Below are 19331 nucleotides of genomic sequence, written 5' to 3'. Positions count from 1 at the left end.
AGTTCGTCGGCAGCGTCAGATGTGTATAAGAGACAGCAACAGATGCGCCAGATTGTTCGGCGCGTTGCGCGGCACCAGCGCGTCGAGGTTATAGCCGCCCACGCGACGCTGCACCTTGGGGAATTTGTCCGCGATTTCGAGCGCCTCGCGCTCGCCGAGATCGAGCATGTCGCGAAACAGCTTCAGTCCGCTGTCGGACGAATTGACCCGCGTCAGGTCGCGCGGCACCTCGCCGAAATGCAGCAGCGTGCCGTCGGCCAGCGCGGCGTCCATCGACAGCGTGTTGTCGCGCATGGTGCCATAGCGCAGCGAGCGGCCGCCGCAGGAATTGTTGCCGGCCATGCCGCCGATCGTGGCGCGCGAGGCGGTCGAGACGTCGACCGGAAACCACAGCCCGTGCTTCCTGAGTTGCCGGTTGAGATCGTCGAGCACGATGCCGGGCTCGACCACGCAGGTCCGATTCTCGACGTCGAGCGAGAGGATCCGGTTCAGGTGCTTGGACAGGTCGACGACGATGCCGTCATTGACGGTCTGGCCGCATTGCGAGGTGCCACCGCCGCGCGGGGTGACGATCCGCCCGGCGTCGCGAATGATCGCCAGCGCCCGCAGCGCCTCGTCGACGGTTCGCGGCACCACCACGCCGGCCGGCATGATCTGGTAGAACGAGGCGTCGGTCGCGTAGCGGCCGCGGTTGAAGGCGTCGAAAAACACGTCGCCGGTCAGTTCGGACCGCAGGCGCTGTTCGAGCGAGGAGGCGTTCTTCATCCCAGATCCGATGTGATCCATGACGCGACCGTGGCTGCTCATGGATTATGCATTCTCTCGACGTGAGAATTACATTATGAATTCATAATGGGCAAGGATAGCTGCCCTCCAGCCATCCTTGTGCCGACCCCTTTAATCGTTCTGGGGCGTCGTCTCCAGGCCGCCGTCCGGCCCCTCCGCGAGGTGATCGATGGCGGCGGCCCGCTTGTTGCGCAGGTGCTGGAACAGGATGTCGCTGAGGTCGCTTGCCGCGCGCCGGCGTAGCGCATCGAGGATTGCCTCGTGCTCGCGCATCGCCTCGGCCCAGCGCTGCCGCTTGCGGGCGAAATTGGCGGAATAGCGGACACGGCGGATGCGGCCGGCGAAGTTGGCGTAGGTGGCCTTCAGGGTCTCGTTGCGCGCGGCCGCAACGATGCTCTCGTGGATTTGCTGGTTGGTCTGGAAATAGCCGTGCATATCGCGGTGCAGATAATGGCCGTACATCTCGTAGTGCAGCCGCTCGATCGCGACGATTTCCTCGTCGGTGATGATCTCGCAGGCCAGCCGTCCGGCGAGGCTCTCGAGCCCGGCCATGACGTCGAACAATTCCTCGAGGTCGCGTGGGCTGAGCCGGCGCACCCGCGCGCCGCGGTTGGGCAAGAGCTCGATCAGGCCTTCGGCGGCCAGCACCTTGAGCGCTTCGCGCAGTGGCGTTCTGGAAATGCCCAGCATCTCGCAGAGCTGCCGCTCTGGAACGCGGGCGCCCTCGGGAATGTTGCCTTCCACCACATAGTCGCGGAGCCGCAGCAGGATCTCGCCGTGAAGCGAGGCCTCCTGGCGGTCGCCGCCATTGCCGGCGGCGGGCGGGGTGATTGGAACCCCGGCTTCGGGAATCGCGGATTTCATATTCTGAACAATAATTTGCCGGCGCGGTCGCGTCGATGCTCTCAATCGAATACCAAAATTGGATTGAAAAGACAAAAAATGAATGCAAAATAGCTCACCGAGGAGCCGAAATCCGGCGATTGGGAGGTTCTCATGCATCAAGGGCGCCATTTTCTGCAGATTCCGGGACCGAGCCCGGTCCCGGATCGCATTCTTCGCGCGATGGACATGCCGGTCATCGACCACCGCAGCGCCGAATTCGCTGCGCTCGGCCGGGCCGTGCTCGAAGGCAGCCAGAAGGTGTTTCAGACCAGGGGGCCGGTGGTGATCTTCCCGTCGTCCGGGACTGGCGCCTGGGAGGCCGCGATCGTCAACACGCTGTCGCCGGGCGACAAGGTCCTGATGGTCGAGACCGGCCACTTCGCCACCCTGTGGCGGCAGATGGCCGGCCGCTTCGGCATCGAGGTGGATTTCATGCCCGGCGACTGGCGCCGCGGCGCCGACCCCGCCCAGATCGAGGCAAGGCTTGCCGCCGACACGGCGCACAGCATCAAGGCGGTGATGGTCGTCCACAACGAGACCTCGACCGGCGCGACCAGCCGGATCGCGGACATCCGGGCTGCGATCGACCGCACCTCGCATCCGGCGCTCCTGATGGTCGACACCATTTCCTCGCTGGGCTCGGTCGATTACCGGCACGACGAGTGGAAGGTCGATGTCAGCGTCAGCTGTTCGCAGAAGGGCTTCATGCTGCCGCCCGGTCTCGGCTTCAACGCTATCTCTGACAAGGCCCGCGCCGCGTCGCGCACCAACAAGATGCCGCGCTCCTATTTCGACTGGGAGGAAATGCTGAAGCCGAACGCGAACGGCTTCTTCCCCTATACGCCCGCGACGAACCTGCTCTACGGGCTGCGCGAGGCCATCGCGATGCTGCTGGAGGAGGGGCTCGACAACGTGTTCGCCCGCCATCAGCGGCTGGCCGCCGCCACGCGCGCCGCCGTCAATCAGTGGGGGCTCGAGGTGCTGTGCCAGGAGCCCTCGGAATTCTCGCCGGTGCTGACCGCGGTGATGATGCCGCCCGGCCATGATGCCGATCAGTTCCGCAAGGTCGTGCTCGACAATTTCAACATGTCGCTCGGTGCCGGCCTGTCGAAGGTGGCGGGCAAGGTGTTCCGCATCGGTCATCTCGGCGAGTGCAACGAGCTGACGCTGCTTGGCGCGCTGACCGGCGTCGAGATGGGGCTTTCGGTCGCCGGCGTCCCGCATCGCCCGGGCGGTGTCGAGGCCGCGATGCGGCTTATCGAGCAGCGCGACCAGCGTAACGCGTCGTCGCATCTGAAGGTGGTCAGCACTTAAAGCGTTTTCGAGCGAAGTGGACGCCGGTTCGCGTGAAGAAAACGCGTCAACAAAAATCTAGAGCTTCGGTTCTGAACTAATCAGAGCCGTAGCTCTAGCAGCCACGGCATCCGCAGCGCAACGAATTCAGAACAATCGCGGATCGGGGGAGGGGATGATATGAGGCTTCGGTTCAAGGCCACCCATGTCGTGTTGGCCATGCTCTGCGTGATGTACTTCATCACCTATGTGGACCGGGTGAACATCGGCACCGCGGCCGGCGAGATCCAGAAGGAGCTCGGCCTGTCCAACACCGAGCTCGGTCTGGTGTTCTCGGCCTTCGCCTATCCGTACCTGCTGTTCCAGGTGATCGGCGGCTGGGTCGGCGATCGCTTCGGGCCGCGCCAGACCTTGTTCTGGTGCGGCATGATCTGGGCCGCCGCGACCATCATGACCGGCTTTGTCCATGGTCTTGCCGCGCTGTTCGTCGCGCGTTTCGCGCTGGGGTTCGGCGAAGGCGCGACGTTTCCGACCGCGACGCGCGCGATGCAGTACTGGACGCCGGCGAACCGCCGCGGCTTCGCGCAAGGCCTGACGCATTCATTCGCGCGGCTCGGCAATGCCATCACCCCGCCGGTGGTCGCGCTCCTGATCCTCTGGCTGACCTGGCGCGGCGCGTTCGTCGTGCTCGGCGTTGTCAGCCTGATCTGGGGCGTCGCGTGGGTCTGGTACTTCCGCAACGAGCCGAGGGACCATGGCTCGATCACCGCGGCCGAGCTTGCGACATTGCCGCCGCGTCCGCAGGGCGAGCGGCCGAAGGTGCCGTGGGGACCGCTGCTGCAGCGGATGTGGCCGGTTACGCTGACCTACTTCTGCTACGGTTGGTGCCTGTGGCTCTATCTCAACTGGCTGCCGCTGTTCTTCAAGAACAACTACAGCCTCGATCTGAAGAATTCGGCGCTGTTCGCATCCGGCGTGTTCTTTGCCGGCGTGATCGGCGACAGCATCGGCGGCGTTATCTCCGACCGCATCCTTGAGCGCACCGGCAATGTGCGGCTGGCGCGACTCAGCGTGACGGTCGTGGGCTTCGCCGGCGCACTGCTGTCGCTGATGCCGATCCTGTTCGTTCACGACATCACGGTGGTGGCGCTCTGCCTGTCGGCCGGCTTCTTCTGTGCCGAGCTCGTGATCGGGCCGATGTGGTCGATCCCGATGGACATTGCGGCGAAATATTCCGGCACCGCCGCGGGGATCATGAACACCGGCTCGGCTTTCGCGGCTATCGTCTCGCCGCTGGTCGCCGGCTTCGTCATCGACGCCACCGGAAACTGGTACCTGCCGTTCCTGATGTCGATGGGCCTTCTGCTGGTCGGCGGCTTCTCGGCGTTCCTGATGCACCCCGAGCGGCCGTTCGAGGAGACCGGCGAACTGGTGGCGCCGGGCAAGGTGGTGGCCGCTGAATAGCAACGAGGCTGAATGGCGGCCGCAACGGAAGTAGGCTCCCTCGCCCCGTTCTTACGGGGAGAGGGTTGGGGTGAGGGGCTATCTCCGCAGATGCGGTGATAGTTGCGCTTGCGGAGGCTCCCCCTCACCCGGAACGCATCTTGCGATGCGTCATGGCCGAAGCTCTGCTTCGGCGTTCTTGAGAACGGCCGCCGAAGGCGGCCTATGCCTCTCCCCGCACGCGGGGCGAGGTGAAGCAGAGCCAGTTGCTTGGCGTGAGCTCACGCGGCCCCGGCGGAGCGCCGTCAGATATGCATGACGGACCCCCGCCGGGCCTAGGACAAACCCGGCGAATAGTGATATGCGAGCGGCTCACCACGACCAAGACGAGACCGGGAAAGACGCTCATGACCGTGCATACTGGAAGGCATTTTCTGCAGATTCCGGGACCGACCAACGTGCCGGACCGGGTGCTGCGGGCCATGGATATGCCGACCATGGACCATCGCGGTCCCGAGTTTGCCGAGATCGGTTTTGCCGTGCTTTCTGCGATGCAGCGTGTGTTCCGCACCAAGCAGCCCGTGATCATCTACCCGTCGTCGGGGACCGGCGCCTGGGAGGCCGCGATCGTCAACACGCTGCAGCCCGGCGACAAGGTTCTGATGTGCGAGACCGGCCAGTTCGCCGTGCTGTGGCATGGCATTGCCGACAAGTTCAAGCTCGACGTCGATTTCATCGCGGGCGACTGGCGCCACGGCGCCGACCTCGAGCAGATCGAGGCCAGGCTGTCCGCCGACAAGGCGCATAAGATCAAGGCGGTCTGCGTCGTCCATAACGAGACCTCGACCGCCTGCGTCACCTATCCGCGCGACGTCCGCAAGATCCTCGACACGCTGAAGCATCCGGCGCTCTTGATGGTCGACACCATCTCCGGCCTCGGCTCGCTGGAATATGAGCATGATGCATGGGGCATCGATGTCTCCATCGCCGGCTCCCAGAAGGGGCTGATGCTGCCGCCCGGCCTCGGCTTCAACGCCGTGTCGGAGAAGGCGCTCGCCGTGGCCAAGGCCAATCCGGGCATGCGCTCCTATTGGGACTGGCAGGAAGTCATCAACATCAACAAGGCCGGCACCTGGCCGTATACGCCGGCGACCAACCTCCTGTTCGGCCTGCGCGAGGCCGTGAAGATGCTGGAGGAAGAGGGGCTCGAGAACGTCTTCGCCCGCCACAAGCGCCACAGCGAGGCGACACGTGCCGCGATCAAGGTCTGGGGCCTCGAGACGCAGTGCCAGGAGCAGGGCGCGCACTCGCCGGCGCTGACCGCGGTGCGGGTGCCTGACGGTCACGACGCCGATCATTTCCGCAAGGTCGTGCTGGAGAATTTCGACATGTCGCTCGGCACCGGCCTCAACAAGGTCAAGGGCAAGGTGTTCCGGATCGGCCACATCGGGCACTTCAACGACCTGATGCTGATGGGCACGCTGTCCGGCGTCGAGATGGGCCTTGATCTGGCCAAGGTGCCGCATCGCAGCGGCGGCGTGCTGGCGGCGATGGAAGTCCTGAAGGGACGCGAAGCTTCGCAGGCGTCCAAGGCTGTGGCCTAGAAGGCCGTCGCCTGAAATCGAATCGCAAACAACAGAAAGAGCGAGACATGAACGCGCCCGTCACTTCGACCGAAGACCTGATCTACTCCGTCGAGGACGGGATCGCGCGCATCACGTTCAACCGGCCGCAGGCGCGCAATGCGCTGACCTTTGCGATGTACGAGCAGATGGCGGCGATCTGCGAGAACATCAATCAGGATCACTCCATCAAGGCGCTGATCATGACCGGTGCCGGTGACAAGGCGTTCGCCTCGGGCACCGACATCTCGCAGTTCCGCGCGTTCAAGACGGCGCAGGATGCGCTCGACTATGAGGCGCGGATCGATCGCGTGCTCGGTACGCTCGAGCAGTGCCGCGTGCCCGTGATCGCGGCGATCGCCGGCGCTTGCACCGGCGGCGGCGCCGGCATCGCCGCCTGCTGCGATATTCGGATCGGCACCGAGGCGACGCGGATCGGCTTCCCGATCGCGCGCACGCTCGGCAACTGCCTGTCGATGTCCAACATCTCGCGGCTGGTGTCGCTGATCGGTCCGGCGCGGACCAAGGATCTGATCTTCAAGGCGCGCCTTGTCGAGGCGCCCGAAGCGCTGGCGCTCGGGCTGTTGAACGAAGTCGTCCCCGATGTGGAAACGTTGCAGCGCCGCGCCACCGAGACGGCGAAGCTCGTCGCCGGCCACGCGCCGATCACGCTCGAAGTGACCAAGGAAGCGGTGCGCCGCATCCGCCGCACACTGTCGCGCGAGGAGGGCGAGGACCTGATCCTGCGCGCCTATATGAGCGAGGATTTCCGCGAGGGCATGGACGCCTTCCTCAACAAGCGCGCGCCCAACTTCAAAGGCAAGTAACGGCTGCGCTCAATCACTGAGTTGCCCGACGGGTCAAGCCCTCAAAGCAGAAATATTTCGCTTTATCCGAAGGCCAACTCAGTGCTATGGAAATAGCCGTTCTCGCCCGATCGAGGGGCGCTTCGCGGTCGTCACGAACGTGGGTCGAGATGCGGTGGACGCCGATTGCGCAACTGACGAGTGCGCATGACGCGGACGGCGAAATCGTGCAGACCTGACGCCCTAGCGGCAGGTGTCCTCTCGCAAAACGCGCAAGCGTTTTTGCGAAAGCGGTGACAAAAAAGCCCAGTCTCACCGGGGCGAGCACGTATAAGCCGAAAACCATCGCGCAGGGAAAGCCGGGTTGTATCCGGTTACACCTGTGGTCCTACCCCCGAGCTTTCTACCTTTTGCTCGGGGCCCATGGGTGCGATCGGCACCCGGCTTTCCCTGCGCCCTCTGTTCGAAGAGGGCGGAACGAAGAGCAAAGCTCGGACAGATCATGTCGCGAGAATGCGGATGTGTGACTCGCAAATCGCCCCACAAATTACAGATTAGGTGTCGTCCCGGGCAAGCCAACGGGTCGGCGCAAAGCGCCGCCCGATGACAGGCTCCGCGCGACCCGGGACCCATAACCACCGAAGGTCATTGTCGGACAACGCTGGAGCCACAGCTCGCGTCAACAACGACCAACGTCTGTGGTAATGGGGCCCTGCTTTCGCAGGGACGACAGTGAACAAGCTGTTTGAAAGTTGAATCAAAACTCACCCCGTCATCCCCGCGCAAAGGCTTTGCCTTTGTCGCTGGAGGTGCGAGCGGAGCGAGCCTCGAAGGATGCACGGCCCGGCTGGTGGCCGTCGATCCTTCGAGACGCGCGTTCCGCGCTCCTCAGGATGACGGGACTGTTGCAAAGCGGTTATGCTAAGCGAAGCGACGCACCCACCTCATTCCAAAGTCATAGGCCATGCGGCAGTTCGCGGCTTGAACTCACCTTCATTCTCGGCACAATGACGCGAGCCCGCCACCTCGCAGGTTTTGCCAAGCCGAACAAAGAGATAGGGAAGAAACACGTGGGACAGATTGTTAAAACCACGGCTGCAATCGCGGCCCTGCTGCTGAGCACGCCGGCCTTTGCCGGCTGGGAGCCGAGCAAGCCGGTCGAAATCGTGGTCGCGGCCGGTGCCGGCGGCGCGTCAGACCAGATGGCGCGCATGATGCAGGCGGCGATCCAGAAGAACAATCTGATGAAGCAGCCGATGGTGGTGTCGCTGAAGGGCGGCGCGTCGGGTGCGGAAGCGCTGATGTACATGAAGTCCAGCGAGGGCGATCCCAACAAGGTGCTGATCGCCTATTCGCTGATCTATATGCTGCCGCTGTCGGCCAAGATTCCGTTCAACTGGCGCGACCTCACCCCGGTGTCGGTGATCGCGCTCGACCAGTTCGTGTTGTGGGACAACGCCTCCGGTCCGAAGACCGTGAAGGAGTTCATCGATGCCGCGAAAGCGGCGAGTGCGCCGTTCAAGATGGGCGGCACCGGCTCCAAGCGCGAGGATCACGTGTTGACCGTGTTCATGGAGCAGAAGACCGGCGCAAAATTTTCCTACCTGCCGTACAAGTCCGGCGGCGAGGCCGCGACCCAGCTGGTCGGCGGCCACACCGAGTCCAACGTCAACAATCCGAGCGAGAACCTCGAAGTCTGGCGCGCCGGACAGGTTCGCGCGCTCTGCGTGTTCGACAAGGAGCGCATCTCCTACAAGACCAAGGTCACCGACACGCAATCCTGGAACGACATCCCGACCTGCAAGGAGGAGGGGCTCGACGTGCAGTATCTGATGCTGCGCGCGATGTTCCTGCCGGGCAAGGTCACGCAGGAACAGCAGGCGTTCTATGTCGACCTGTTCCAGAAGGTGACGCAGACGGCTGAATACAAGGACTACATGGAGAAGCAGGCGCTGAAGCCGATCTTCCTCACCGGCAAGGACATGGTCGAGTTCCTCGAGGATGACGACAAGCAGAATGCGTCGCTGATGAACACGGCAGGGTTCGTCGCAAAATAGCGGTCGCGGTCCGGAATTGCCTTGCAAGCGGCAGCGGCGCAGTGATTACTGCGCTGCAGTATGGCCGAACGTCCGGCGAGCCCGATTGGGCTCGGTCACCCCTCCGGCGCCGTTGCGGGACCGTGAGGAGCGATCATGACCAAAGCCGTGTTGGGGATCATCGGTGGATCCGGCATCTACGATCTGCCGGGCCTGGAAAATGTCCGCGAGGAGGCGATCACAAGCCCCTGGGGCGAGCCGTCGGCGCCGCTCCGACGCGGCGAGATGGCGGGACTCCCGATCGTGTTCCTGCCGCGCCACGGCCATGGACACGCGCTGTCGCCGTCCGACATCAACTATCGCGCCAATATCGATGCGCTGAAGCGGGCGGGGGTCACCGACCTCGTCGCGCTGTCCGCATGCGGCTCGTTCAAGGAAGAGCTGCCGCCGGGCACTTTTGTATTGGTCGACCAGTTCGTCGATCGCACCCACAAGCGCGAGAGCTCGTTCTTCGGCAAGGGCTGCGTCGCGCATGTCTCGATGGCGCATCCGGTGTCGCCGTTGCTGGCGAGGCATCTCGCCGCCGCGGCCGAGGCCGAAGACATCGCCTTCGCCCGCGGCGGCACCTACCTCTGCATGGAGGGGCCGCAGTTCTCCTCGCTCGCCGAAAGCCTGACCTACAAGGCGCAGGGCTATTCGGTGATCGGCATGACCAACATGCCGGAAGCCAAACTCGCCCGCGAGGCCGAGATCTGCTACGCCAGCGTGGCGATGGTCACCGATTTCGATTGCTGGCATCCGGCGCATGATGCCGTGACGGTGCAGGATATCATCCGCGTGCTGAATTCGAACGCCGAGAAGGCAAAGGCGCTGGTCGCGCGTTTGGCGCGGGATTTTCCGCGCGAGCACGAGCCGTGTCCCGTTGGTTCGGATCGGGCACTCGACACCGCGCTGATCACGGCGCCCGCGGCCCGCGATCCGCAGCTGCTGGCCAAGCTCGATGCCGTCGCCGGACGGGTGTTACGGTCGTGAAGAAGTAAACTAGCGAGCGCGCGACGCGAAGGGCGTAGGGCATGAAAGTCGATGGACGACATTTTCGCAGCATCTGGCTCGAGCCCGACGGCTGGTCGGTCGGCGCGATCGATCAGCGCCGGCTGCCGCATGAATTCATCGTCGCCAAACTCACCACCGCGGACGAGGCCGGCGAGGCGATCCGTTCGATGCTGGTCCGCGGCGCGCCGCTGATCGGCGCGACCGCAGCCTATGGCGTGGCGCTTGCGATGCGCGCCGATGCGTCGGATGCGGCGCTCGAGCGCGCCGGCAAGATGCTGCTTGCGACCCGGCCGACCGCGGTCAATCTGAAATGGGCTGTTGACGAGATGCAGCGCGCGCTGGCGCCGCTCGCGGCTTCGGCCCGCGCCGAGGCGGCCTATGCCCGCGCGCGCGAGATCGCCGATGAGGATGTCGAGATCAACCGCGAGATCGGCCGTCACGGGCTCGGCCTGATCGAGACGATCGCCGCGACCAAGAGGCCGGGCGAGGTGGTGAACGTCCTGACGCATTGCAACGCCGGCTGGCTTGCAACCGTGGATTGGGGAACGGCGACATCGCCGATCTACCAGGCGCATGATCGCGGCATTCCGGTCCACGTCTGGGTCGACGAGACGCGTCCGCGCAATCAGGGCGCTTCGCTCACCGCCTGGGAACTCGGTCACCACGGCGTGCCGCACACCGTGATCCCCGACAACACCGGCGGCCATCTGATGCAGCATCGCATGGTCGATCTCGCGATCGTCGGGACCGATCGCGTCGCCGCCAATGGCGACGTCTGCAACAAGATCGGGACCTATCTGAAAGCGCTCGCGGCCCGCGACAACAGCGTGCCGTTCTATGTTGCGCTGCCGTCGCCGACCATCGACTTTAGTATCGATGACGGTGTCAGGCAGATTCCGATCGAGCAGCGCGCGGCTGCCGAGGTGACGCATCTCACCGGGCGGACAGCGGATGGACGAATCGAGACCGTGCGCGTGGTTCCGGACGGCTCGTCGGTTGCCAATTTCGGCTTCGACGTGACGCCGGCGCGGCTTGTGACCGGATTGATCACCGAGCGCGGCGTGCTCAAGCCGGAGCGTGCTGCACTTGCGAGCGCCTTTCCCGAACGTTCCACTGTTTAGCTGAAGGCTGCATTGACGGTGGTTGCATCAGCACGCTATCCCAATCGTTGCCCTCGCAAGCCAGACCGTCTCACCCATGTCCAATACCGAACTTGAGATCGTCGTCGACGATCCGACTGCACCTGAAGATAATTCGCCGGCGGTCGTCAGCACCGGCGTCGTCGACGTCGTCGTGTCGCTGCTGTTGCTTGCGCTCGCCGTGGTGCTCGGCTGGGACAATTGGCGCACCGGCGCGTCGTGGGACTCGACCGGTCCGCAGCCGGGCTATTTTCCGTTCTACCTCTCGGTCATTCTCGGCGGCGCCAGCCTCTATGGCCTCGGCGCGGCCTTTCTTTCGCGCCAGGAGGCTGCCGAGACCTTTGTCACCCGCGCCCAGCTTCGCCGGGTGATGGCGGTGTTCGTGCCGACATTGCTGTTCTGCCTCGCCACCCAATATCTCGGCCTCTATGTCGCGAGCTTTCTCCTGATCGCAGGCTTCATGCGCCTGGTCGGCAAGATCGCGCTGTGGAAGTCGCTGCTGACCGCCTTCGTCTTCACCGCCGCAATGTTCGTGACCTTCGACATCGCATTCGACGTCATCATGCCGAAGGGGCCGCTCGAAGCGGCTCTCGGCCGCTAGCGAACCGAGTCGAACCATGGAAGCTTTCGGTCTCCTGCTGCACGGCTTTGCCGTCCTTTTGACGTGGAAGACGCTGCTGTTGATGATGGTCGGCCTCGTGCTCGGCATCTTCGTCGGCGTGCTGCCCGGGCTTGGCGGCCCCAACGGCGTCGCGATCCTGCTGCCGCTGACCTTCACGATGGATCCGACCTCCGCCATCGTGATGCTGTCGTGCATCTACTGGGGCGCGCTGTTCGGCGGCGCCATCACCTCGATCCTGTTCAATATCCCGGGCGAAGCCTGGTCGGTCGCGACCACCTTCGACGGCTATCCGATGGCGCAGCAGGGCAGGGCGGCCGAAGCGCTCACCGCGGCGTTCACCTCGTCCTTCGTCGGTTCGCTGGTCGCGGTGCTGCTGATCACCTTCCTGGCGCCGATGATCTCGTCGTTTGCGCTGAGGTTCGGCCCACCGGAATTCTTCGCTGTTTATCTCCTGACCTTCTGTTCCTTCGTCGGCCTCGGCCGCGAAGCCAAGCACAAGACGGTCATCTCGATGTCGCTCGGGCTGCTGCTCGCCGGCGTCGGCATGGATACGGTGTCCGGGCAATTGCGCATGACGTTCGGCTCCGCGGAGCTCTTGCGTGGCATCAACTTCCTCGTCGCTGTCATCGGCCTGTTCGGCATCAGCGAGATCCTGCTCACGATGGAGGAGCGCCTCGCGCTGCGCGGACACGCCGCCGGCATCAGCCTGCGCGTCGTGCTCTCGGTGTGGAAGGACTTGCCGAAATACTGGGTGACGCTGCTGCGCTCGTCGGTGATCGGCTGCTGGCTCGGCATCACGCCGGGCGGCGCGATCGCGGCCTCCTTCATGGGCTACAACCTCGCCAAGCGCTTCGCCAAGGATCAGGAGAGCTTTGGCAAGGGCCGGATCGAGGGCGTGTTCGCGCCGGAGACCGCCGCGCATGCCTCAGGCACCTCGGCGCTGTTGCCGATGCTGGCGCTCGGCATTCCCGGCTCGGGGACTGCTGCGATCCTGCTCGGCGGCCTGATGGTGTGGGGCCTCAACCCGGGGCCGCTGCTGTTCGTCGAGCACAAGGATTTCGTCTGGGGCCTGATTGCCTCGATGTATCTCGGCAATGTCGTCGGCCTGGTGCTGGTGCTGACCACGGTGCCGATCTTCGCCTCGATCCTGCGCGTGCCGTTCGCGGCGGTAGCACCGATGATCGTGGTGTCCTGCGCGATCGGCGCCTACGCGATCCAGAATGCGATGTTCGATATCTGGCTGATGCTGGGCTTCGGTGTCGTCGGCTACGTCTTCAAGAAAATCGGGATCCCGCTCGCGCCGTTCACCCTGGCTTTGGTGCTCGGCAACCGCGCTGAGGACGCGTTCCGTCTGTCGATGATCGGCTCCGGCGGCGACATGAAGGTGTTCTGGTCGAACGGCCTGGTCGGCACCATCACGACGCTGGCGATCGTGCTGCTCTTCTGGCCGGTGATCGACAAGGCGTTCGTCGGGCTCGGACGAATGCTGCGGCCTGCACGGGCGTAATGGCGGTCCGGGATCTGTCGACCTCGAACCGCTGGGGCGTTGGTGGTTTGATACCGTCAGACCACCTTGCGCTGACGGAGTTCGGCGATCTCATCCTTGCCGAAGCCGAATTCGGCCAGCAGCTCTTCGGTCTGCTCGCCGAACTCCGGCGGGCGGGCGGCCATCCTGCTCGGCGTCCGCGACAGCGTCACCGGTTGGCTGACCAGCTGGATCTGCCGGTTCTCGTCATTGGGCACGTGCTGGGCCATGCCGAGATGCTTGACCTGGGCATCCTCGAACATCTGGTCGATCGAGTAGATCGGCCCGCACGGCACGCCGGCGGCGTTCAGCTCCTGCACCCAGGTCTCGGTCGACTTCTTCTCGGTCAGCGCGCCGATCCTCGCATTCAGCGCGTCGCGGTTCTTCGAGCGGGCCGGCGCGGTCGCGTAGTCGGGGTCGGTGATCAGCTCGGGCGCGCCGATCGCCTGCGCGCAACGCTCCCAGATCCGACCTCCTGTCGTGGCGATGTTGATGTAGCCGTCGGAGGTCTTGAACACGCCGGTCGGGATTGAGGTCGGATGGTTGTTGCCGGCCTGTTTGGCCACTTCCTTTTCCATCAGCCAGCGGGCCGCCTGGAAATCCAGCATGAAGATCTGGGCCTGCAGCAGCGAGGTCTGCACCCACTGGCCTTCGCCGGATACGTCGCGTTCCAGCAGCGCAGTGAGGATGCCGATCGCACAGAACAGGCCCGCGGTGAGGTCGGCGACGGGAATGCCGACCCGCATCGGTCCGCCGCCGGGCGCGCCGGTCACCGACATCAGGCCGCCCATGCCCTGGGCGATCTGATCGAAGCCCGGGCGCTTGTGATAGGGGCCGTCCTGGCCGAACCCGGAGATGCTGCCATAGACGATCCGCGGGTTGATCTTGCGGATGCTCTCGTAATCGATGCCCAGCTTGGCCTTGACGTCCGGCCGGAAGTTTTCGACCACGACGTCAGCCTGTTCGGCCAGCCGCTTGAACACCTCGAGCCCCTTGGGGTCCTTGAGGTTCAGCGTCATGGCGCGCTTGTTGCGATGCAGGTTCTGGAAATCGGACCCGCCGCGCGGGCCGCCCGGCTGCTCGCCACCGCCGTCCTCCAGAAGCGCATCGATCTTGACGACATTGGCGCCCCAATCGGCCAGCTGACGCACGCAGGTTGGCCCAGACCGGACCCGGGTCAAATCCAGCACGGTGAAACGGGAAAGGGCTTGGGATGCGCGGGGAAAGGGCATTGAGACACCTCTTGTTGGGCGGGGCCGCCAGGGGGCTTCAGCCCATCTGCCATAGACAATTTGGCAGGCCTTTCCAACTGTTACCCGGATCACAAACAGGGCTGGAAACAACCAGCCATGGTTCCGTGGAGATCGGCTCCTGCCTTTGCTGCGGCCCTGGTCTGGCCCCACACCTCCCCGCCGTCGGCCAACCCTCGACAATCACCGCGCCGGCTGCTAGCCCGTCGCCATGCCGAATGGGTTTTGCCCTTACGGAAGAGGCACTTGGGGCGTATCGGAGCGATGGACCGAAAGCGGGCATGGCGGTGAAAAAAGGTCCATCCCATCTGCTCGGTAACTCGGCATGGAACGCGACTACCTTCGCGGTCGCGGTGCTGCTCAACCTCGCGATCCTGCCGTTCGTGATTTTCCGGCTCGGTCTCGCCGCGTTCGGTGTTGCGGGTCTGGTGACGGCCTGTGTCGCGCCCGCGCTGATGTTCAGCAATGCGCTTGGCCTTTCGACGGCGCGCGAGCTCGCGCAAAGGTTGGAACCGTCCGATCGCGACATGGCGCGGCGATTTTTCGCGACCGCTCTCGCGCTTGCCATCGTCCTTGGCGGCCTGATCGCGGCGTTGCTTGCCTTTGCCGGAGCGCCACTCGCACGACTGGGATTTCACCTCGGCGGCCCGGCCGCCGACGACCTCGGGCTCGCCTTCGCATTGGCCGGCGCCGGTTGGCTGTTCCAATGCCTGTTCGCCGTCTTCCTCTCGCTGTTCACGGCGCGCCAGGACTATCGGCGGATCGCGTCGATCAGCATCACGGGCACGGTGGTGACGACGATGTCGATGCTGCTGTTGATCCCCTACGCGCCGCGTGCCTCCACCTTCCTCGGCTGTCAGGCCTTGGGCTTTGCGACAAATCTCGTGATGGCGTTCGCCTGGTCGCGCCACGCCATCAGCGACTGGCTCGCGAGGCCGGCGCTCGATCGCGGCGCGCTGCGTGCGCTGGTCAAGCTCGGTGGTTGGCAGTTCGCAGCGCAAAGCGGCGCGCTGTTCGCCGGGCAGGCGGACCGCTATCTGCTCGGCGCGCTGCTGCAGCCGCAATTCGTCGGCTTCTACAGCGTCGCGCAACGGCTGGAGGAGGCGGTCTATATCGGTGTGCTGAAGATCGGCGAGATCTTGTTCCCGTTCTTCAGCACCCTGCAGAGGGAGGATGACGATCGCAAGGTCGACCTCCTGCTTCGCTCGTCCTGGATTCTCAATGTGCTTGCCGCGAGCGCGCTGGGCGGCCTGATCCCGGTCGCAGGCGCATTGCTGCATCGATGGACCGGCGCCGAGGTCGCCGCCGAGGCCCAGCTGGTGCTGGTGGTGCTCGCGATCAGCGGAATATTGGGGTCCAGCGCCAATGTGTTTGCGTTCTATCTGCTGTCGCAGGGGCGCTCCAGTTCCAATGCGCTGATCTCGCTCGTGACGGGTATCTTCACGCTGGCGACCAGCGCCGTCGCGTTGCCGTATTTCGGCTGGCAGGCGGCCGGTTGGAGCTCCTGCGTCGGGATGGTCGCCCAGATGGTGATCACCGTGCTGTTGCTGCGGCGAACCTTCCGGCTTTCAGGTATGTGGTCACGGATGTTGCATTTCGTCTTGATCCCGCTCGGCACGGGAGTAGCCATCGCGCTGGCGCTGCGTTCGCAGCTGGACCACGCGTCATTCGACCACGCGCCGTCATGGTGGTATGTGGTGTCGCTCTACGGCGTGTCGGCCGCGGCGATCTTTGTCGCCGCCGTCGCGATGTCGCAGCTCGGTCCCTATCGCGCCGTGTGCTGGCGTGATCTCCGCGTCATCAGCAGTCGCTTCCTGCCCTTCAAGGCCATCTAGACATGTGCGGCATCGCAGGCATTGTCAATCTGCGCGGCGCTCCCGTGGAGCCGGCCGACATCTCGCGGCTCACCAATCTGATCGCGCATCGCGGTCCGTTCGGCGAGGGCACCTGGTTCAATGCCAAGCGAAACGTCGCCTTCGGCCATCGCCGGCTCGCGATCATCGATCCCGGCGAGGGCGGCTATCAGCCGATGGTGTCAGGCGATGGCCGCCATGTGATCGTCTACAATGGCGAGATCTACAACTTCCTCGAATTGCGCCGCGAGCTCGAGGCAAAGGGCGCGGTTTTCCGCAGCCAGTCCGATACCGAAGTGATTCTTGCCGCCTGGCAGGCGTGGGGCGAGGACATGCTGCTGCGCTTCAACGGCATGTGGGCGCTGGCGATCTACGACACCGCCACGGATGATTTGTTCCTGGCGCGCGATCGCTTCGGCATCAAGCCGATGCTGTATGCGTTGTCATCCGAGCGATTCGTATTCGCGTCCGAACAGCGGGCGCTGGCGCGGAGCGGGCTGGTTGAGACGTCGCTCGATATCGACGTGGCACGGCGGCTGCTGCTTGACCCGTTCGGGATCGAAGGCAGCGAGCGGACCCTGTTCGCGCAACTGCGCCGCCTGCAGGGCGGCCACTGCATGTGGTTGCGCCAGGGGCGTGTGCAGGTGCGCCGCTGGTGGCGGACCGTGGATCACCTGTCGGCGATTCCGGATACCGAGGCCGAACGCGTCGAGCGCTTTCGCGAATTGTTTCAGGACTCCGTCGCGCTGCGGATGCGCAGTGACGTTCCGATCGGGACCTGCCTGTCCGGCGGCTTCGATTCGTCCGCGGTGATCTGCGCCATGGCGACCCATGAGAAGGCCGGCATGGGACCGCGCGACTCGACGGCCTGGCGACACGCCTTTGTCGCGACGTTTCCCGGCGCCAGCAATGACGAGCGGCCGATGGCGGAGGAAGCGGCCGCGTGGGCCGAGGTGGCACCGAGCTTTCTCGAGATCGGGCGCTCCGACGCGCTCACCGACCTTGACCGCATTCTCGACGACAATGACGACGTCTATATCGGGCTGCCGAGCGCGCCGTGGTTGATCTATCGCGAACTCCGGCGCCAGAACGTCACCGTGTCACTCGACGGTCACGGGGCGGACGAATTGATGGGCGCCTACCTGCAGGAGGGGCAGTCGGCCGCATTCCGGATCCGGAACGCAGCAGCCGCGCTCACCTCACGATCGCAGCTGGCGCAGCGCGGCATCGACTTCCTGCGGGCGCAGATGATCAGGCGCGAGGGGCACTACTTCCTGCGCGGAGGCGTTGCGGCCGCGCCTGCGCGGCTGCCGCTGGTCGCCGAGGATGACGAATTGCCTGATACATGGGGCGCGTTGAACCGGCGCCTCTACCGCATGTTCCATTCGACCACGCTGCCTACCATTCTGCGCAATTTCGACCGGCTCTCGATGGCGCACGGGATCGAGGTCCGCATGCCGTTCATGGACTGGCGGTTGGTCACCTACACGATGGCGCTGCCGGAGACGAGCAAGTCGGCGAATGGCCTGACCAAGGTGGTGGCGCGGCAGGCGATGGCGAACCTGATGCCCGAAAGCATCCGCACCGCGCGCCGCAAGGTAGGCTTCAACTCGCCGATGCCGGAATGGCTGAACGGGCCATTGGCGGGCTGGACGGCAGAGCTGCTCGATCGGAATGTTCCGGCATTCGCCGAGTTCGTCGACGAAACGCCCCTTCGAAGGGCGGTCGGCCGCTTGACGGCGTCGCAGAGCTGGGATTGGAAGGGTGTCGGCCGGATCTGGCCTTATCTGAACATGAAATGGATGTTGGCAAGGTCCGCGTAACCATGCGTCTGTTCCAGAATAGCGGTCTCTATCCGTCCTATTTGCCGAGGCTGAACCAGCTCGCGGCAAAAGCGTCAAGTTTCGACGCGCGCCGCGACGTGTTCCTGCATGATCGGTTTGGCGCCGCGCATTTTCTCAAGCCCGTGCTCGACGGCGCAACTGAAGCCTTCTTCACGAATGGCGACGACGAGGTGCTGCAGCGCCAGTGGGCGCGTGAGCAGGGCATGAAGGAAGCGCCGACGCTCGAGGCCATTCTGCTCGCGCAGATCGAGCATCACAGAACCGAGGTGTTCTACAATCTCGATCCGGTGCGCTATCCGAGCGCGTTCGTCGCCAAGCTTCCCGGCTGCGTGAAGAAGACGCTGTGCTGGCGCGCCGCGCCCTCCGGAAATGCCGATCTCACCGCCTATGGCGCGGTGCTTGGAAACTTCCCCTCGATCCTCGAGGCATGGCGCAGCAAGGGGTGCCGGGCCGAGCTCTTCTTTCCCGCGATCGACCCCGTCATGGAGCAGTACGGTCACGGCGAACGGCCGATCGACGTGGCGTTTGTCGGTGGATATTCGCGGCATCATAGCGCGCGGGGCAGGACGCTCGAGCAGGTCGCTGCGCTGGCGGCTGATCGCAAGATCGTGTTCTGCCTCGATGCGTCGCGGCTGACTCGCCTTGCCGAAAGCGCGGTCGGTCGATTGCTGCCGCTGCGCAAGCACCGACGGCCCGACGTCATCGCGCGAATCGCGAGGTTGCCGCTGTTCGGCAGGGACCTTTACGAGCTGTTTGGATCGGCGAAGATCGTGCTCAACGGCGCAATCGACATGGCTGGCAACGATCGCGGCAATATGCGCTGCTTCGAGGCGATGGGTTGTGGGTCGCTGCTCGTGTCGGATGCCGGCAACTACCCGGAGGCGATGCAGGACGGCGTCACGATGCGCACGTACGACGCTCCCGAGCGGGCCGCCGAGGCGATCTCACACAGCCTGCAGGATTGGCCTCAATGGGCTGGGATCGCCGCCTCCGGCAGGAGCCGTGTGCAGGAGACCTACAGCAAGGCTGCGCAATGGGCACAGTTTATCGATCTCGTCGCGCGGATTGGGCCGTGATAGAGCGTTTTCGAGCGAAGTGGGTGCCGGTTCGCGCAATGAAAACGCGTCAAAACAACAATCTGGAGCCTCGTTCCGATTCCATCGGAACGGAAAAG

Annotated in this window: 14 protein-coding genes and 1 pseudogene; 12 read left to right on the top strand and 3 right to left on the bottom strand. The window is 64.5% G+C overall.

The window, feature by feature from the left end:
- Window positions 1-33 precede the first annotated feature (33 nt).
- Window positions 34-765 (bottom strand): annotated as a pseudogene (locus IF803_RS18465) (FAD-binding oxidoreductase); the annotation flags it as partial.
- A gap of 132 nt (window positions 766-897) precedes the next feature.
- The gene (locus IF803_RS18460; RefSeq protein WP_461193028.1) at window positions 898-1650 is read right to left on the bottom strand and encodes a GntR family transcriptional regulator; all 753 of its coding nucleotides are present in this window, start codon (window positions 1648-1650) and stop codon (window positions 898-900) included.
- A 132-nt stretch (window positions 1651-1782) separates the two neighbouring features.
- Here IF803_RS18460 and IF803_RS18455 point away from each other — a divergent pair, with 132 nt between their 5' ends.
- The 9 genes from IF803_RS18455 (at window position 1783) to IF803_RS18415 (ending at window position 13192) form a co-directional block, all read left to right on the top strand.
- Window positions 1783-2985: a pyridoxal-phosphate-dependent aminotransferase family protein gene (locus tag IF803_RS18455; RefSeq protein WP_461193027.1), complete on the top strand. Its 1203-nt coding sequence runs from the start codon at window positions 1783-1785 to the stop codon at window positions 2983-2985.
- 159 nt (window positions 2986-3144) lie between these two features.
- Complete coding sequence (locus IF803_RS18450) at window positions 3145-4428, top strand: MFS transporter (protein ID WP_028343118.1); 1284 nt, start codon at window positions 3145-3147, stop codon at window positions 4426-4428.
- A 386-nt stretch (window positions 4429-4814) separates the two neighbouring features.
- A complete protein-coding gene (locus IF803_RS18445; RefSeq protein WP_028343117.1) occupies window positions 4815-6011 on the top strand; it encodes a pyridoxal-phosphate-dependent aminotransferase family protein in 1197 nt (398 codons plus the stop codon).
- Window positions 6012-6058: 47 nt separating this feature from the next.
- The gene (locus tag IF803_RS18440; protein WP_028343116.1) at window positions 6059-6856 is read left to right on the top strand and encodes an enoyl-CoA hydratase/isomerase family protein; all 798 of its coding nucleotides are present in this window, start codon (window positions 6059-6061) and stop codon (window positions 6854-6856) included.
- Between the two features lie 1058 nt (window positions 6857-7914).
- Window positions 7915-8892 (top strand): Bug family tripartite tricarboxylate transporter substrate binding protein, encoded by a 978-nt coding sequence (locus tag IF803_RS18435; protein WP_439711210.1) that lies wholly within the window; start codon window positions 7915-7917, stop codon window positions 8890-8892.
- Window positions 8893-9027: 135 nt separating this feature from the next.
- Entirely contained in the window at window positions 9028-9903 is an 876-nt protein-coding gene (locus tag IF803_RS18430; protein WP_028343114.1) for an S-methyl-5'-thioadenosine phosphorylase, read from the top strand.
- A 41-nt stretch (window positions 9904-9944) separates the two neighbouring features.
- Window positions 9945-11045 (top strand): S-methyl-5-thioribose-1-phosphate isomerase, encoded by a 1101-nt coding sequence (gene mtnA, locus IF803_RS18425; protein ID WP_028343113.1) that lies wholly within the window; start codon window positions 9945-9947, stop codon window positions 11043-11045.
- 76 nt (window positions 11046-11121) lie between these two features.
- Window positions 11122-11664 carry a tripartite tricarboxylate transporter TctB family protein gene (locus IF803_RS18420; RefSeq protein ID WP_028343112.1) on the top strand — a complete coding sequence of 181 codons (543 nt, stop codon included), beginning with the start codon at window positions 11122-11124 and terminating at the stop codon, window positions 11662-11664.
- Window positions 11665-11680: 16 nt separating this feature from the next.
- Window positions 11681-13192 (top strand): tripartite tricarboxylate transporter permease, encoded by a 1512-nt coding sequence (locus IF803_RS18415; RefSeq protein ID WP_038380818.1) that lies wholly within the window; start codon window positions 11681-11683, stop codon window positions 13190-13192.
- A gap of 56 nt (window positions 13193-13248) precedes the next feature.
- Here IF803_RS18415 and IF803_RS18410 read toward each other — a convergent pair whose 3' ends face one another.
- Entirely contained in the window at window positions 13249-14442 is a 1194-nt protein-coding gene (locus IF803_RS18410; protein WP_038380817.1) for a CaiB/BaiF CoA transferase family protein, read from the bottom strand.
- A gap of 299 nt (window positions 14443-14741) precedes the next feature.
- Between IF803_RS18410 and IF803_RS18405 the strand changes: the two genes are divergently transcribed.
- From IF803_RS18405 to IF803_RS18395, 3 genes are read left to right on the top strand one after another with little or no spacing between them, the layout of a single operon-like run.
- Window positions 14742-16295 carry a lipopolysaccharide biosynthesis protein gene (locus IF803_RS18405; RefSeq protein ID WP_461193026.1) on the top strand — a complete coding sequence of 518 codons (1554 nt, stop codon included), beginning with the start codon at window positions 14742-14744 and terminating at the stop codon, window positions 16293-16295.
- A 2-nt stretch (window positions 16296-16297) separates the two neighbouring features.
- Window positions 16298-18136: an asparagine synthase (glutamine-hydrolyzing) gene (asnB, locus tag IF803_RS18400; RefSeq protein ID WP_461193025.1), complete on the top strand. Its 1839-nt coding sequence runs from the start codon at window positions 16298-16300 to the stop codon at window positions 18134-18136.
- Entirely contained in the window at window positions 18112-19233 is a 1122-nt protein-coding gene (locus tag IF803_RS18395) for a glycosyltransferase family protein (RefSeq protein ID WP_461193024.1), read from the top strand. Before asnB ends, IF803_RS18395 begins: the two co-directional genes overlap by 25 nt.
- Window positions 19234-19331 lie beyond the last annotated feature (98 nt).

The sequence above is a fragment of the Bradyrhizobium sp. UFLA06-06 genome, from assembly GCF_054820065.1.
This window is presented reverse-complemented; position numbering and strand designations above follow the sequence as displayed.